Genomic DNA, 16152 nt, shown 5'->3' on the forward strand with positions numbered 1-16152 from the left:
CGTTCATTGTAGGCCTGATAAGCGCAGCGCATCAGGCATTGCCGGATGGCGGCACAAGCGCCTTATCCGGCTTACAAAGCCACAAAACGTTATGCCGCATCCGCCAGAACAAACATGCCGTACGGATGGATTTCGAGATAATACTGTTCGCCGACGTCCGGTTGCAGGCGCGTAGCGTTGACCTGCAATAAAATCTCCTGCCCGTGCCATTCCACCGTCACTTCATACTGCGGCCCCATATAGGCGACGTGGCGGATCACGCAGCGCTGGCTCTCCTCGCCGCGATCGCTGAGCGTGATCGCTTCCGGGCGCACACCGACCATCCCTTCGCCCTGCGTACCAAAGTGCAGCGGACGCGGCAGATGATAGCCGTAGATATCAACGTATCTGTCGCTGAAGGTAGCCGGGAACAGGTTGGCATCGCCCATAAAGCTCGCCATAAAGCGGGAGGCGGGCTGGCGGTAAAGATCCTGCGGTGAGCCGATCTGCATGATGTGTCCCTTGTTCATCACCAGCACGGTATCAGAAACCGCAAAGGCTTCGCTCTGATCGTGGGTGACGTACAGCGAGGTGATATCAAATTGCTTTTGCAGCTCGCGGATCTTGTCGCGCATGCTGCGACGCAGGTTGGCGTCGAGGTTACTCAACGGCTCATCAAACAGCAGCACTTTCGGCTTGAGGATTAGCGCGCGGGCCAGCGCCACGCGCTGCTGCTGACCGCCGGAGATCTGGTCGACAAAGCGGTCTTCGAATCCTTCCAGATCCACCATCGCCAGCGCCTCTTTGACGCGGGCTTTCAGCTCTGCGCGCGGTACGCCGAGCATTTTCAGGCCATAACCGACGTTCTCTCCCAGCGACATATGCGGGAACAGGGCATAGGACTGAAACACCATGCAGATATCGCGCTGCTGAATAGAGCGATGGGTGACGTCTTCGCCATCAATGAAAATTTGCCCTTCGCTCGGTTTTTCCAGCCCGGCAACCAGGCGCAAAATGGTGGTTTTGCCGCAGCCGGACGGGCCGAGCAGGGTTACCATTTGCCCCTGCGGGATGGTGAGGTTGATATTGTCGATTACCGTATTACTGCCAAATCGTTTAGTGACGTTGCGCAGTTCAACGAAATTTTTCTGAGTCATAGTGCGCTCCATTACGCCTGGTTTTTGGCTTTTGAACGGGAGGTACGTGATTCGCCGATCAGCCAGTCAAAGATGAAAATAATCGCCAGCATCACCACGATCAGAATGGAACCGTAGGCAATCGCTACACCGTATTCGCCATCTTCCACGCGGTTCAGGATGTAGGCCGTCGCTACGCGGGTATCCGGCGTGACGAGGAACACAATGGCGCTGACGGTGGTAATGGCGCGCACAAAGCTGTAAATCAGCGCCGAAAGGATCGCCGGGCGCAGCAGCGGCAGCAGGATATGCGTAATGGTCCGCAGCGAACCGGCGCGCAGACTGAGCGAGGCTTCATCGAGCGATTTATCGATTTGGCCTAAGCCCGCGATGCCTGCGCGGATACCGACCGGGACGTTACGCATCACCATTGAGATAATGACGATGGCTGCGGTGCCGGTGAGGTACACCGGAGCGCTGTTAAAGGCCAGAATGTACGACACGCCCGCGACGGTGCCCGGAACGGCAAAGCACAGCATGGTGGTGAACTCGATGGTCTTCTTGCCTTTAAACTGCTGGCGCACCACGATCCAAGCGATCAGCAGGCCAAAGATCGCGGTGATCGGCGCGGCAATCCCGGCGTAGAGCAGGGTGTCGAGCAGTGAAGGCCACGCGCCGTCGCTCATCCCCTGACCGAACAGTTTGGTAAAGTTCGCCAGCGTCAGGGTGTAGTCCACGCCCCAGTTGACGGTGAAACTGCCGTAGAAAATGCTGCCGTAGAGCAGGGCGTTAAAGGCAATCCACACTGCCAGCAGTGCGACCACGCTCCATACCAGCGTCACAGGCAACGGCTGTACGTCGCCCCGGTAGGATTTGCCGGAAACGGTGACGTATGAGCGTTTACCAATCCACATATACTGCACGCAGAATACCAGCAGCGAGAACAGCAGCAGGAAGGCTCCCAACGTACTGGCGGCCTGGTAGTCGAGCTGCGAACCGGTGATGTAGAAGTAGATTTGCGTTGCCAGCACGTCGAAGTTACCGCCGAGCACCAGCGGGTTACTAAAGTCGGCCAGTGACTGCACCACTACGATTAAAAAAGCGTTCGCCAGTGCGGGTTTCAGCAGCGGGACAAACACGCCGTTAAAGGTCTGCCAGCGGCTGGCACGCAGGGTGTATGACGCTTCTTCCAGCGACGGATGAATAGTTTTGATTGCGCCGTCGAGGATCATAAACGCCATCGGCGTAAAGGCCAGAACCTGTGCCAGCCAGATGCCGGTAAAGCCATACAGCCAGTTGGTGTTGGTTAAACCAAACCATTCGACCATAAACTCGGTGATGTAACCGGAGCGTCCCATCATCAGCGTGACGCCTAAACCGACGACAAACGGCGGAGTGACGATCGGCAAAATCGAGAAGATACGTCCGATTATGGCGCTGCGTCTGGCGATACGGGTGGTGTAGATAGCCAGTACCAGACCAAAGAAGGTACAGCCGACGCCGACGGCAATCGACAGCATAATCGAGTTGAGGATCACCTGAATGATATGCGCCTGCGACAGCACATTCATAAATGCCAGCGGGGCAAATTCCCCGGCGTCGTTGGTGAACATCGGAATGAAAATGGCGATGCTTGGCCAGACGATAAAAATACCGATCAGCGCGACAATCGCGGTAAGCGAGCCGATGACGAAACGGTCACCGCCCAGCCATTCGAGGCGGGTGAGCGCCAGGGTCATGATTGCGCCAAGCGCCACAAACAGCACGATGGTGGCATAGCCTAAGCCGCGACCCTCAAGGGTGGCGCTGGCGACAATAAAGGCCATACAGAAAAATGCCCAACCCGCGTCAAGATAATGGCGGCTGCGCTGCTCGCGCCCGGCTTCATGGAATGGGCGCACCAGCAGCAGACTTGGCAGCAGATACCACAGCCAACTGATATTGAACTGCGACCAGCCGTAGGCGGCGAGTATTTCTTCCCGCGTTGACTCCAGCAGACCGTAGTCCAGGCTCCAGCTCGGCAGCAGGGCAAACGCCAGCCAGCCGAGCAAAACCCAAAGAAATATCGCATCCCGTTTTTTCACGGGATGGAGTGCAAGTGTGTGTGACATAGCGTTTCCGGTAATGTAGGCCGGGTAAGGCGTTTACGCCGCACCCGGCAAATGAACGCAACGTGGGCTTATTTACCCATCTTAACTTCGCTAACCCACTTATTGATCAACGCCTTACGTACGTCAGTCGAGCCGTACTTATCCATGTCGTAATTGATAAGCTTCAGGTCGTCGAGCTTCAGCGAGTTAGGGGAGGTCTCGGCGGTGGTGTTGGTCAGGATCTGATAGGATTTGCCTTTCTTCCACGCCAGCTCCTGCGCGTCTTTTGACAGCACCCAGTCAACGAACAGTTTGGCATTGTCGACGTTGCGCGCACCTTTCAGGATGCTGACGCCGCCGATTTCATAACCGGTGCCTTCGCATGGAGAAATCAGTTCCAGCGGTGCGCCCTGTTCTTTTTCCAGCGAGTAGTCGTGCAGGAAGCCGATGCCGATAGCCGTTTCACCGCGGGCAGCGTTACGCGCCGGGGCAATGCCGGATTTGGTGTATTGAGAGACGTTGGCGTTGAGCTGTTTCAGGTAATCAAAGGCCTGATCTTCGCCCCACAGTTGAGCAAAGGTCGCCAGCGCGGTGTAGGCGGTACCGGAGCTTTGCGGATCAGCAATCTGGATTTCGCCCTTGTATTCCGGTTTGGTCAGATCCTTCCAGCATTTTGGCACTGGCAGGTTTTTCTCTTTCAGGCGCTGGGTATTAACGCCAAAGCCCAGAATACCGACGTAAACCGCCGAAGAGAGGTTACCTTTGACCTTTGCGGGATCGCGGAATTTCTCCATGATCTGTTCGAGGTTTGGTGATTTATACGGCTGTAGCAGACCCATTTCACCGGCCTGAGATTGTGGATCCAGCGTACCGCCGTACCACACATCCGCCTGCGGGTTTTTCTTCTCTGCATCCACTTTCGCCAGCGTACTGCCCGAGCCGTTGCGAATGAATGAGGTTTTCACATCATATTTTTCACCGAAGGCTTTGGTTTCGGTTTCGCACATCTCGTTGGTGGCGCTGCAATACACCACCAGGCGGCCCTGCGCCTGGGCTGCGTTGCTGAAGGCCGCCAGCGTCAGAGCGGAAGCAATCAGGGTAGAGGTAAGCGTCAGTTTCATTGTTTTATCCTTTGACTGAGAGAAGGGGTAATGCCCGCAATGAGCAACGGCATCAGCAATAAACCCATAAAGACAGCGGCAACCGAGAGCAAACTGAACATTCCCGACCAGCCGTAATGTTCTATGACCAACGACAGCGGCCAACCCGCCAGCGCGGCCCCCAGATAGGCGAAAAGCCCGAGAAAACCGGTAATTGAACCTGCCGCCGCTTTGTGTCCGCATTCAACGGCTGCGAGGCCAATTAGCATCTGTGGGCCAAACACAAAAAAGCCCACGGTAAAGAAACACACTGCCAGTAACGCGTAGTGGTGCACTGGTGCCAGCCACAGTGCGGCGACGGAAACCATCAGCCCCAGCGTGAACAGCAAAATCATCGGCGCACGTTGACCGCTGAACAGCAGATCCGATCCCCATCCGGCAAACAGCGCCCCCAGCAAGCCGCCAACTTCAAACAGCATCACCGTGGCATTGGCGCTGAGCAGATTCACGCCGTGGCTTTCCGTCAGCCAGATATTGCCCCAGTCGTTGAGCGCAATGCGGATCAAGTAGACCAATACATACGACACGCCGAGCAACCAGATCATCGGGTTTTTCAGCATGGTGGTGCGCAACATTTGCCACAGCCCCATCGGCGGGCTTTGCTGCTCCTGGCGTAGCTCCAGCGGGTCATGCCGCCATTCCCCAACCGTGGGTAATCCTTCTTCCTGGGGCGTGCCTTTCAATTGCAGGGTGAGCCAGATTCCCAATGCCATGCTGATTATCCCCGGTGCCAGCATGGCTGCCTGCCAGCCCCACCAATGGGCGGCAAAAGCGCTAATCAGCGGGATAATGGCGCCACCGATATTGATCGACATATTCCAGCAGCCCCACCAGAAGCCACGTTCGTTGCGCGAGTACCAGTGGGTCAGTAGTCGGGCACAGGGCGGCCAGCCCCAGCCCTGAAAAAATCCGTTCAGCGTCCAGACCACCAGCAGCAGCGTCAGCGATTCCCCAAAGGCGAACAGCACGTTTAAAACGCCGGTAGCAAACAGGCCAATTCCCATAAATGCGCGCTGTCCGTGGCTGTCGTGCCACAGCCCAGCGGTAAATTTCGACAAACCATAGGTCAGATAAAACAGTGACCCAAGCAGGCCGATATCGCCTTTATCCAGACCCAGATCCGTTTGCAGCGCCGGGAGGACGTAGTTAACGCTTTTGCGCGTCAGATAAAACGCGGCGTAACCAATTACCATACACATCAGCAGCCGGGGGCGTAGCGCCCGGTATTGTTGGTCTGTTTCGCTGGCTGAGCGTGTATGCATGGCAGTCTCCGTTTGTGCTGACTATAGGAAAGTGAAAGCAAAAGGGGATGAGAGAAAGTCCGCAGTGACTAAGACTTTTTCCTGGTTAGCGGCTGGTTTGTTGCAAATTTGTGGGCAGGTTAACAATTACCCGCGTGCCGTTGTTTGATTCGAGCGTCAGTTCACCGCCAAGGGCGCTCACCCGTTCACGCATCCCCTGGATACCGAAACCGGGGATTTTTTCTGGCAGAATACCAACGCCGTCGTCAGCGACGTCCAGAAACAAGCAATGTTCCCGCTGTCGCAGCGTAATCGACACATCGCTGGCATCGGCATGTTTGCATACGTTATTGAGTAACTCCTGCAACAGGCGATACAGCGTGAAGCGCACCGTTTCGTTTTCTGGCGTATTCTCTAGCTGATAATCAAAGCGGCAGCGAATACCCCGCTCAGCAAAAGCAAATTCATTCACCAGATGATGTAGTGCATCTTTAAAAGACAGTTCATCGAGCGCGGGTGGGCGCAGCTGACGAAGTAGCTGGCGGGTCGAATGGTGAATACGCCGGGCCAGGTTGTTGATCTGATTTGCCGCTTCGAGCGTTTGCTCAGGGCCTGGCGCGCGTTTGACCAGTTGCGACTGAATTTGAATGGCGGTGATATTCTGCCCAATTTCGTCATGCAGCTCCCGCGCCAGGCTTTTGCGCGTATTTTCTTCGGTGCGGATCAGCTGTTCGGTCAGGGCGCGTCGTGCCGCCAGTTCGGTTTCCAGACGCTGGCGATAATGGTGCAAATTTTGCGCCAGATGCTGCTGGCGGCTGATGGCGATCCCCAGCCCTATACCCAGTAGCGCCTGGGTGGCGAGAAAAATTTCCAGCTCCAGTAAGTTACTGAACCCGACGCCGATTTGCCGGGCGATGGTGATCATCATACTGCCGAGCAATCCGGATAACACGCCGCCCTGCCAGCCAAATTTCCACGCCATCACCACGTTTGGTAAGAACACTACGATCAGCAACAGGCGCTCGATCTCCGGCGACAGCACCATTTGGGTGCCGATGCCAATAATAAAAAACAGGCTACACCAGATGATAAGCGAAGTGCGCAGCGGGGGATTGGTGGTATCCAGCCCGAGCAGATGATAGCGGTGCTGTTGGCGCAGAAATTCATAGATCAGATAGACAAACGGCGTCAGCAACACGCCACCGGTAAACGACGCCAGGCCAATCAGCGTTGCCGGGCTCTGGATAAACGGTGAAAGCAGGGCAGTATTGAGCAATGAGGTGAGCGTTACGGCGGCCAGCAGCAGCGTTAAGCGTTGCCAGTAAAGGGGAAAGCGGTGCCAGTATGACTGGCCGATGCTCGCCGGAATCAGGCTAATTAACGGCGCAGCCAGCAGGATATAGCCATTCAGTAATTGCTCGCTGTGCAGCCAGAACAACATTAGCAGGGGGGGCAGCACCAGTGCGGGCCAGTAACGGCGAGAAAGCAGAATTAACAGCGCGAGATAGACGCCGTGCGGCAGAAATAGCGCCGCCTGCTGGCCGTTGTGGGTCAGGTAAAACCCCAGCGTCCACAGCATCAGCCAGCCCGATCCCCAGGCCAGCAGAATAAACAGAGAAATAACCCAATGCCGAAGGTTACGCGACATTAATGCCCCGTTAATAGCTGGTGGTCGAGGGCAAAATGCACCAGATCGATGGTGCTGTGGCATTGCAGTTTGCCCAGCACGTTCGCCCGATGAACGTGCACCGTCTTGTGGCTGAGGTCGAGCTTGAAGGCGATCTCTTTTACGCTGTCGCCTTTGACCAACAGATCAAAAACTTCACGCTCGCGCGGGGTCAGAACTTCCAGGACCTGCGCGGGCTGCTCGCCGCCGCGTAGTGCCCGTAAAGCATCGGCGCACAGGTAATGACCGCCCATACCTACCGAGCGTACCGCCTGCACCAGTTCTTCCGGGCCGCAGCGTTTGGTCAGGTAACCGCTGGCACCAGCGTCCAGCGCGCTTTGCACAAACGTGGGCGAGTCATAAATGCTGAGAATGATGGCGCGAAAACCGGGCTTTTGCGCCCGCAGTCGTTTTAACAGGCTCAGACCATTTTCATCCGGCATGGCGATATCCATTACCGCGACGCTGACGTCATCATGCAGAAGTGCAGACCAGGCCTCCGCTGCGCTGCTGTACTGACCGGTAACGTTAAGATCGTCTTCGAGACTGAGTAATTGCGCAAAGCCGGAACGCACCACCACATGGTCATCCACCAGCACAACATGAATCATGATATTGCTCTCTTGCCTGACAATGGTCTCTATGATGCCTGCCAGTGTCGTGCTGGCAATCACCGTGGTGCAGTTATGTAACGAATGTAACAAAATCGCAATACACGTCATCCTTCAAGCTGCCTCTTTGTTGGCTGCACTCAGAAACCCCAGTCACATAGTTATCTATGCTCCTGGGGATTTCTTCCCTTGCCGCCTCGACGCATCTTGAATGATTTTGTGTATAAGCATTACCGCTTTTTTTCTAAAAACGCTTTGTTCTTAGCCAGAATTTTTAATTCCTTTATCAAATTGTGCCGCAACGAAATACTGCCTCCATAACAAGACAGGGGAGCAGACAATCATGGCTATTTCATCGCGTAACACACTTCTTGCCGCACTGGCATTCATCGCATTTCAGGCGCAGGCGGTGAACGTCACCGTTGCTTATCAGACCTCCGCCGAACCTGCCAAAGTGGCGCAGGCGGACAACACCTTTGCCAAAGAGAGCGGGGCGACCGTTGACTGGCGCAAATTCGACAGCGGCGCGAGCATCGTTCGTGCGCTGGCATCCGGTGATGTGCAGATCGGTAATCTTGGCTCCAGCCCGCTGGCGGTCGCTGCCAGCCAGCAGGTGCCTATTGAGGTTTTCCTACTGGCATCAAAGCTCGGCAATTCTGAAGCGCTGGTGGTGAAGAAAAACATCAGTAAACCGGAAGATTTGATTGGCAAACGCATTGCCGTGCCGTTTATTTCCACCACCCATTACAGCCTGCTGGCGGCGTTGAAACATTGGGGGATTAAACCCGGCCAGGTGGAGATTGTGAACCTGCAACCACCGGCGATTATTGCCGCATGGCAGCGCGGAGATATTGATGGTGCGTATGTCTGGGCACCTGCGGTCAATGCGTTGGAAAAAGACGGTAAGGTGTTAACGGACTCCTCACAGGTTGGCGAGTGGGGAGCACCGACGCTTGACGTGTGGGTGGTGCGCAAAGATTTTGCCGAGAAGCATCCTGAGGTGGTGAAAGCCTTTGCCAAAAGCGCTATCGATGCCCAGCAGCCTTATATCGCTAATCCTGATGAATGGCTGAAGCAGCCGGAGAATATCAGCAAACTGTCGCGTTTGAGCGGCGTACCGGAGGCGGATGTACCGGGGCTGGTGAAAGGTAACACTTACCTGACACAGCAACAGCAAACCGCTGAGCTAACCGGCCCAGTGAACAAAGCGATTATCGACACCGCGCAGTTCCTTAAAGAGCAGGGCAAAGTCCCCGCTGTCGCGACAGATTACAGCCAGTACGTTACCGATCGCTTCGTGCAATAAATAAGGAGGCGATGATGCTGCAAATCTCTCATCTTGCCGCCAGCTACGCTGGAAAACCGGCGCTGGAGGATATCAACCTGACGCTCGATAGTGGTGAACTGCTGGTGGTACTCGGGCCTTCCGGTTGCGGGAAAACCACGCTGTTAAATCTGATTGCCGGGTTTGTGCCGTATCAGCATGGCAGCATCACGCTGGCGGGTAACAGTGTTGACGGTCCGGGGGCAGATCGCGGGGTCGTTTTCCAGAATGAAGGTCTGCTGCCCTGGCGTAACGTGCAGGACAACGTGGCTTTTGGTCTGCAACTGGCGGGCGTGGACAAGCAGCTGCGCCAGCGTATTGCCCTGGATATGTTGCAGAAAGTCGGGCTGGAGGGCGCGGGAAAACGCTTTATCTGGCAGCTTTCCGGTGGACAACGTCAGCGTGTCGGCATTGCGCGGGCGCTGGCGGCCAACCCGCAGCTGTTGCTGCTGGATGAACCTTTTGGCGCGCTCGACGCCTTTACTCGCGAGCAGATGCAAACCCTGCTGCTGAAGCTGTGGCATGAGACCGGTAAACAGGTGCTGCTGATTACCCACGATATTGAAGAAGCAGTATTTATGGCGACAGAACTGGTATTGCTGTCCCCAGGCCCTGGCCGGGTACTGGAACGTCTGCCGCTCAATTTCGCCCGTCGCTTTGTGGCCGGAGAGTCGAGCCGCAGCATTAAGTCCGATCCGCAGTTTATCGCCATGCGCGAGTACGTGTTAGGTCGTGTCTTTGAACAACGGGAGGCATTCTCATGAGCGTGGTGATTAATGATAAACCCCGTCGCCAGCGGGTGCTGAACTGGCGTTGGCCGTTTTCGCGACAGATTACCTTAAGCCTCGGTACGCTGGCCGTCATTCTGGCGGTGTGGTGGACGGTGGCGGCGCTGCAGTTAATCAGTCCGTTGTTTTTACCGCCACCGGGACAGGTTTTACAAAAGCTGCTCGTCATTGCCGGGCCGCAAGGGTTTATGGATGCCACGCTGTGGCAGCATCTGGCGGCGAGTCTGACGCGTATTGTTATCGCGCTGCTGGCGGCGGTGCTGCTGGGCGTTCCGGTTGGGATCGCGATGGGGCTGAGTCCTACGATGCGCGGCATTCTCGATCCGATCATTGAACTGTATCGTCCGGTTCCTCCCCTGGCCTATTTACCGCTGATGGTCATTTGGTTTGGCATCGGTGAAACCTCCAAGATCCTGCTGATCTATCTGGCGATTTTCGCCCCTGTGGCGATGTCGGCGCTGGCGGGGGTGAAAAGTGCGCAGCAGGTGAGAGTGCGCGCCGCGCACTCGCTGGGGGCCAGCCGTAAGCAGGTGCTGTGGTTTGTTATTTTGCCGGGGGCATTACCGGAGATCCTCACCGGGTTACGTATCGGACTTGGCGTGGGCTGGTCGACGCTGGTGGCAGCAGAGCTGATTGCCGCCACGCGAGGCTTAGGATTTATGGTGCAGTCTGCCGGTGAGTTTCTGGCAACGGATGTGGTGCTGGCAGGGATCGCGGTCATTGCCGTTATCGCATTTATTTTAGAACTGGGTCTGCGCGCGATTCAGCGTCGCCTGACGCCCTGGCATGGAGAAGTACAATGAGTGAACGTTTGAGCATTACCCCGCTGGGGCCGTATATTGGCGCACAAATCACTGGTGCGGATTTAACGCGTCCGCTGAGCGATAATCAGTTTGAACAGCTTTATCACGCGGTACTGCGCCACCAGGTGGTGTTCCTGCGTGAGCAGGTGATTACGCCGCAACAGCAGCGCGCACTGGCGTTGCGTTTCGGCGATCTGCATATTCACCCGGTCTATCCGCATACCGAAGGGGTAGAAGAGATTATCGTACTGGATACTCATAACGACAATCCGCCGGATAACGACAACTGGCACACCGATGTCACCTTTATTGACACGCCGCCTGCCGGGGCGATTCTGGCTGCAAAAGAGCTGCCATCGACCGGGGGAGACACCCTGTGGACCAGTGGGATTGCCGCTTATGATGCGTTGTCTGAGCCGTTTCGCCAGTTGCTGAGCGGCCTGCGGGCAGAACATGATTTTCGTAAATCATTTCAGGAATATAAATACCGCAAGACGCCAGAGGAGCATCAGCGCTGGCTGGAAGCGGTGGCGAAGCATCCGCCCCTGTTGCATCCGGTGGTGCGTACGCATCCGGTGAGCGGGAAGCAGGCGCTATTCGTGAATGAAGGATTTACCACGCGAATTGTCGATGTCACGGAAAAAGAGAGCGAGGCGTTACTGAGTTTTTTATTCGCGCATATCACTAAACCGGAGTTTCAGGTGCGCTGGCGTTGGCAGCCCAACGATGTGGCGATTTGGGATAATCGCGTGACGCAGCATTATGCGAATGCGGATTATCTGCCACAGAGGCGCATTATGCACCGGGCGACAATTTTGGGAGACAAGCCGTTTTATCGGGCGGGATGATTGCCGGCGGCGATTGACTTACCGGGCCTACGATCTGTAGGCCGGATAAAGCGAAACCGCCATCCGGCAACAATGTGATTAGCGCAGGATTTTTTTCTCAGCCAGATCCAGTGCGAAGTAGCTGAAGATCAGATCCGCGCCAGCGCGTTTGATCGAGCCTAAGCTTTCCAGAACCACTTTCTCTTCATCTATTGCACCTGCCATCGCCGAAAATTTGATCATCGCGTATTCACCGCTGACCTGATAAGCGCCAATCGGAAGCTCGGTGCGCTCGCGGATATCACGCAGAATATCGAGATACGCGCCTGCCGGTTTCACCATCAGGCAGTCTGCTCCCTGGGCTTCATCCAGCAGCGATTCGCGAATCGCTTCACGGCGATTCATCGGGTTCATTTGATACGTTTTACGATCGCCTTTCAGCGCCGTGCCTGCGGCTTCACGGAACGGGCCGTAGAAAGAAGAGGCAAACTTGGTGGAGTAGGACATGATCGCAGTATCGGTGAAGCCCGCGGCGTCCAGCGCCTGGCGAATCGCCTGTACCTGGCCGTCCATTGCGGCGGAAGGGGCGATGAAATCTGCGCCCGCTGCTGCGGCAACGACTGCCTGTTTGCCAAGGTTAGCAAGGGTTAAGTCGTTATCAACGCCGTGTTCGCATAATACGCCGCAGTGACCGTGCGAGGTGTATTCACAGAAACAGGTGTCGGACATGACGATCATTTCTGGTACGGTCTGCTTACAGATACGCGACATGCGCGCCACCAGACCGTCTTCTTTCCAGGCATCGCTGCCGGTCTCATCGGTGTGATGAGAAATCCCGAAGGTCATGACCGAGCGGATACCGGCATTAGCAATACGTTCGATTTCGCGCGCCAGGTGTTTCTCTGGAATGCGCATCACGCCGGGCATGGCGTCGATAGCTTTGTAATCGTCGAGTTCTTCTTCAACAAAGATCGGCAACACCAGGTCATTTAAGCTGAGTGTTGTCTCTTCAAACATAGCGCGTAGCGCAGGGGATTTGCGCAGGCGACGAGGGCGTTGGATTAGGTCTGTCATGGTATGCCTGATGTTTGTGGAATCGAAGGCCGTAGTATACCCGAACCTGAGGGCGAGGGGTTTACGAAAGTTGGCGTTATGCCGAGGTTATGGTGATGTTATCAATGCTTGGTATTATGTATTATCTCTATTTTTGCAATTATGACTATTTTAAATAGTGATTAGTTTTATGGTGAATTTAGTTTGGTTTAATTTTTAATTAAGTGGCGGGATTTAACGGTATTTATTTGCTGACGTTTGATTTTTAAGTTAATCATAAATTTAATATATTGTTTTGCCAGTGTCTTTGCCTGTAACTGTCTAAAATAGAAATGATTTTTACGTTTGTTTGCTGTTTCGAATAATTTGCATGTCTATTGTCCGTAATCGGACTTAAGCCAAAGAATAATTGAACCTTTCCTTTGTGAAACCGCATAATCCTTCCCGCGAAACATAAAATGTTTTCTTTGCATTGATAATTGATGGATCAACTATATTACGTCCCTGAGGAGGGATGACAAATGCACACTTGGAAAAAGAAGCTTGTAGTATCACAATTAGCATTAGCCTGCACTTTGGCAATCACTTCTCAGGCGAATGCTTCAACTTACGATACCTGGACCTATATTGATAATCCGACTACTGCTCTTAACTGGGATAGTATGGATGCAGCTGGTACTGTAGATGGTAACTATGTAAATTATAGTGGCTTTGTCTATTACAACAACACCGATGGCGATTTCGATCAATCTTTTAACGGTGACACTGTTAACGGTACGATTTCTACTTACTATCTGAATCATGATTATGCTGACGGTGCTGCTAATCAGCTGAATATCAGTAATTCCATCATTCATGGCTCAATCACTTCCATGCTGCCAGGCGGTTATTATGATCGTTTTGATACAGATGGTAATGGCTTGGGGGGATACAGTTTCTATAACGATACCGTTGTAGACGGTAACTGGTATGATGGTGATGTTTTTACCCTGAACATTGCTAACTCCACCATTGATGATGACTATGAGGCTCTGTATTTCACAGACTCCTATTTATCTGGTGATGTTACTAAATACACCAATGAAACATTCGATGTCAGTGAAGGTGTTGCGGTTAATCTTGATGTAGAAAGCAATATCAACATTTCCAACAACTCTCGTGTTGCCGGTATCGCCCTGTCTCAAGGGAACACTTACAACAACACCTACACGACAGAATCCCATACCTGGGATAACAACATCAATGTTTATGATTCTACTGTAACTTCTGGTTCAAATTACATTCTGGAATCGAACTCCGCGTTCTTTGGTAATTCTGGTGAGCCAAGTGACTATACTGGTCCAGGTGATGTAGCATTGTCTTTCACTGACGGTTCTTCCGACTATGCAATGAAGAACAATGTGTATTTCAGTAATTCAACCCTGATGGGTGATGTCGCATTTACCAGCACCTGGAATGCTAATTTTGATACCATTGGCCATGATTCCAATGGTGATGGTGTGCCGGATACCAACCTTGGTTGGGCTGATGACAGCCTGAACGTCGATGAACTGAATCTGACTCTGGATAATGGTAGTAAGTGGGTTGGCCAGGCTACTATCGATGCTCAAGCCATCGCTCCAGCAAACATGTTTGATGTTGCTACCAACAGCCTGACTCCTGGTGGCGTAATAGAAGCCAATGGTTGGGGACGTGTCGTTGACAATAAAGTATTCCAGAGTGGTGTGTTTAATGTAGCGTTAAACAACGGTTCAGAATGGAATACGACAGGGGATTCTCTGATTGATACCCTGACCGTTAACAATGGTTCTCAGGTTAATGTAACTGATTCCTCTTTAGTATCCGATACAATTGGTTTGACCAATGGTTCTTCAATGAATATCGGTGAAGATGGGACTGTTGCAACTGATCATCTGACCATTGACAGTTACAGTACTGTAGCACTGACTGATGATGTAACTCGCAATTATGATTCGTCTCTGTATGCTAACACCATCACTGTCACTAACGGCGGTGTGTTGGATGTAAATGTTGATCAGTTTGATACTGAAGTTTTCAACACTGATAAACTGGAACTGACCAGCGGCAATTATGCTGATAATAGCAACCACGTGGTTTCCGGTGTATTCAACATTCACAGCAGCGATTATGTTCTGAATGCCGATCTGGTGAACGACCGTACCTGGGATACCACTCAGGCTAACTACGGTTACGGTACTATCGCAATGAACTCCGATGGTCACCTGACTATCAATGGTAACGGCGATATCAACAACGGCGACGAACTGGATAACAGCTCTGTTGACAACGTTGTTGCAGCAACCGGTAACTACAAGGTTCGTGTTGATAACGCGACTGGCGCTGGTTCTGTTGCTGATTACAAAGGCAAAGAGCTGATCTACGTTAATGACGCGAATACCACCGCGACCTTCTCTGCAGCCAACAAAGCTGACCTGGGTGCTTACACCTATCAGGCACAGCAGCAGGGTAACACCGTTGTTCTGCAGCAGATGGAACTGACAGACTACGCGAACATGGCGCTGAGCATTCCGTCTGCTAACACCAATATCTGGAACCTGGAACAAGATACCGTTGGTACTCGTCTGACTAACGCGCGTCATGGTCTGGTTGATAACGGTGGTGCATGGGTTAGCTACTTCGGTGGTAGCTTCGATGCAGATAATGGCACCATTAACTACGATCAGGATGTTAACGGCATCATGGTCGGTGTTGATTCCAAAATTGATGGTAACAACGCTAAGTGGATTGTCGGTGCTGCAGCAGGCTTCGCGAAAGGTGATATGAGCGACCGTACCGGTCAGGTGGATCAGGACAGCCAGACTGCCTACATCTACTCTTCTGCTCACTTTGCCAACAACATCTTTGTTGACGGTAACTTAAGCTACTCTCACTTCAACAACGATTTGACTGCTAACATGAGCAACGGTCAGTATGTTGATGGTAGCACCTCATCTGACGCCTGGGGCTTTGGCCTGAAACTGGGTTATGACCTGAAGCTGGGTGACGCAGGTTACGTAACGCCATACGGCAGCGTATCCGGTCTGTTCCAGTCTGGTGATGATTATAAGCTGAGCAACGACATGAAAGTTGATGGTCAGTCTTATGACAGCATGCGCTATGAACTCGGTGTAGATGCAGGTTATACCTTCGCCTACAGCGACGACCAGGCGCTGACCCCGTACTTCAAATTGGCCTACGTTTACGATGACTCTAACAACGATTCTGACGTAAACGGCGACTCTATCGACAACGGTGTAGAAGGTTCTGCGGTACGTGTTGGACTGGGTACTCAGTTCAGCTTTACCAAAAACTTCAGCGCATACACCGATGCTAACTACCTCGGTGGTGGCGATGTTGATCAAGACTGGTCTGCAAATGTTGGTGTTAAATATACCTGGTAAGACATCTCTTGTTGTTAAAGAAAAGATAATCTAACTCAGAAAAATGCCCGTC

Annotated in this window: 12 protein-coding genes; 5 read left to right on the forward strand and 7 right to left on the reverse strand. The window is 53.3% G+C overall.

The window, feature by feature from the left end; all coding sequences use genetic code 11:
- Nucleotides 1-89 precede the first annotated feature (89 nt).
- The 6 genes from fbpC to OGX92_RS02385 form a co-directional block, all read right to left on the reverse strand.
- Nucleotides 90-1136: a ferric ABC transporter ATP-binding protein gene (gene fbpC / locus OGX92_RS02360; RefSeq protein WP_003830930.1), complete on the reverse strand. Its 1047-nt coding sequence runs from the start codon at nucleotides 1134-1136 to the stop codon at nucleotides 90-92.
- An 11-nt stretch (nucleotides 1137-1147) separates the two neighbouring features.
- The gene (locus tag OGX92_RS02365; RefSeq protein ID WP_063941285.1) at nucleotides 1148-3226 is read right to left on the reverse strand and encodes an ABC transporter permease; all 2079 of its coding nucleotides are present in this window, start codon (nucleotides 3224-3226) and stop codon (nucleotides 1148-1150) included.
- Nucleotides 3227-3294: 68 nt separating this feature from the next.
- Entirely contained in the window at nucleotides 3295-4326 is a 1032-nt protein-coding gene (locus tag OGX92_RS02370) for an ABC transporter substrate-binding protein (RefSeq protein WP_003830932.1), read from the reverse strand.
- Nucleotides 4323-5627 (reverse strand): MFS transporter family glucose-6-phosphate receptor UhpC, encoded by a 1305-nt coding sequence (uhpC, locus tag OGX92_RS02375; RefSeq protein ID WP_003830933.1) that lies wholly within the window; start codon nucleotides 5625-5627, stop codon nucleotides 4323-4325. Before uhpC ends, OGX92_RS02370 begins: the two co-directional genes overlap by 4 nt.
- An 85-nt stretch (nucleotides 5628-5712) precedes the next feature.
- Nucleotides 5713-7254 (reverse strand): MASE1 domain-containing sensor histidine kinase, encoded by a 1542-nt coding sequence (locus OGX92_RS02380; protein WP_286586205.1) that lies wholly within the window; start codon nucleotides 7252-7254, stop codon nucleotides 5713-5715.
- Nucleotides 7254-7883, reverse strand: a complete 630-nt coding sequence (locus OGX92_RS02385; protein ID WP_003830935.1) for a response regulator transcription factor — start codon at nucleotides 7881-7883, stop codon at nucleotides 7254-7256. Before OGX92_RS02385 ends, OGX92_RS02380 begins: the two co-directional genes overlap by 1 nt.
- A 343-nt stretch (nucleotides 7884-8226) precedes the next feature.
- On the opposite strand from OGX92_RS02385, the gene tauA reads away from it, so the two are divergent.
- The 4 genes from tauA to tauD are packed head-to-tail and all read left to right on the forward strand — an operon-like array spanning nucleotide 8227 to nucleotide 11646.
- A complete protein-coding gene (gene tauA, locus OGX92_RS02390) occupies nucleotides 8227-9189 on the forward strand; it encodes a taurine ABC transporter substrate-binding protein (protein WP_284968848.1) in 963 nt (320 codons plus the stop codon).
- A 14-nt stretch (nucleotides 9190-9203) separates the two neighbouring features.
- Complete coding sequence (gene tauB / locus OGX92_RS02395) at nucleotides 9204-9971, forward strand: taurine ABC transporter ATP-binding subunit (RefSeq protein ID WP_149335061.1); 768 nt, start codon at nucleotides 9204-9206, stop codon at nucleotides 9969-9971.
- Nucleotides 9968-10798, forward strand: a complete 831-nt coding sequence (gene tauC, locus OGX92_RS02400; RefSeq protein ID WP_126955938.1) for a taurine ABC transporter permease TauC — start codon at nucleotides 9968-9970, stop codon at nucleotides 10796-10798. Before tauB ends, tauC begins: the two co-directional genes overlap by 4 nt.
- On the forward strand, nucleotides 10795-11646 hold the full coding sequence (tauD, locus tag OGX92_RS02405) for a taurine dioxygenase (protein WP_149334973.1): 852 nt from the start codon (nucleotides 10795-10797) through the stop codon (nucleotides 11644-11646). Before tauC ends, tauD begins: the two co-directional genes overlap by 4 nt.
- Before the next feature lie 78 nt (nucleotides 11647-11724).
- Here the strand turns inward: tauD and hemB are convergent, their stop codons facing one another.
- Nucleotides 11725-12699: a porphobilinogen synthase gene (gene hemB / locus OGX92_RS02410; protein WP_286586206.1), complete on the reverse strand. Its 975-nt coding sequence runs from the start codon at nucleotides 12697-12699 to the stop codon at nucleotides 11725-11727.
- Nucleotides 12700-13199: 500 nt separating this feature from the next.
- Between hemB and OGX92_RS02415 the strand changes: the two genes are divergently transcribed.
- Entirely contained in the window at nucleotides 13200-16100 is a 2901-nt protein-coding gene (locus OGX92_RS02415) for an autotransporter outer membrane beta-barrel domain-containing protein (RefSeq protein ID WP_164563061.1), read from the forward strand.
- The last annotated feature ends 52 nt before the right edge of the window (nucleotides 16101-16152 follow it).

It is taken from the genome of Citrobacter sp. Cpo089 (assembly GCF_030332695.1).
Lineage (GTDB): Bacteria > Pseudomonadota > Gammaproteobacteria > Enterobacterales > Enterobacteriaceae > Citrobacter > Citrobacter portucalensis.

Excerpts from the sequence above, each read along its gene's own strand:
- fbpC (WP_003830930.1), bottom strand. The coding sequence starts at position 1,136 with ATGACTCAGAAAAATTTCGTTGAACTGCGCAACGTCACTAAACGATTT.
- hemB (WP_286586206.1), bottom strand. The coding sequence starts at position 12,699 with ATGACAGACCTAATCCAACGCCCTCGTCGCCTGCGCAAATCCCCTGCG.
- uhpC (WP_003830933.1), bottom strand. The coding sequence starts at position 5,627 with ATGCATACACGCTCAGCCAGCGAAACAGACCAACAATACCGGGCGCTA.
- tauA (WP_284968848.1), top strand. The coding sequence starts at position 8,227 with ATGGCTATTTCATCGCGTAACACACTTCTTGCCGCACTGGCATTCATC.
- OGX92_RS02415 (WP_164563061.1), top strand. The coding sequence starts at position 13,200 with ATGCACACTTGGAAAAAGAAGCTTGTAGTATCACAATTAGCATTAGCC.
- tauB (WP_149335061.1), top strand. The coding sequence starts at position 9,204 with ATGCTGCAAATCTCTCATCTTGCCGCCAGCTACGCTGGAAAACCGGCG.
- OGX92_RS02385 (WP_003830935.1), bottom strand. The coding sequence starts at position 7,883 with ATGATTCATGTTGTGCTGGTGGATGACCATGTGGTGGTGCGTTCCGGC.
- tauD (WP_149334973.1), top strand. The coding sequence starts at position 10,795 with ATGAGTGAACGTTTGAGCATTACCCCGCTGGGGCCGTATATTGGCGCA.
- OGX92_RS02365 (WP_063941285.1), bottom strand. The coding sequence starts at position 3,226 with ATGTCACACACACTTGCACTCCATCCCGTGAAAAAACGGGATGCGATA.
- tauC (WP_126955938.1), top strand. The coding sequence starts at position 9,968 with ATGAGCGTGGTGATTAATGATAAACCCCGTCGCCAGCGGGTGCTGAAC.
- OGX92_RS02370 (WP_003830932.1), bottom strand. The coding sequence starts at position 4,326 with ATGAAACTGACGCTTACCTCTACCCTGATTGCTTCCGCTCTGACGCTG.
- OGX92_RS02380 (WP_286586205.1), bottom strand. The coding sequence starts at position 7,254 with ATGTCGCGTAACCTTCGGCATTGGGTTATTTCTCTGTTTATTCTGCTG.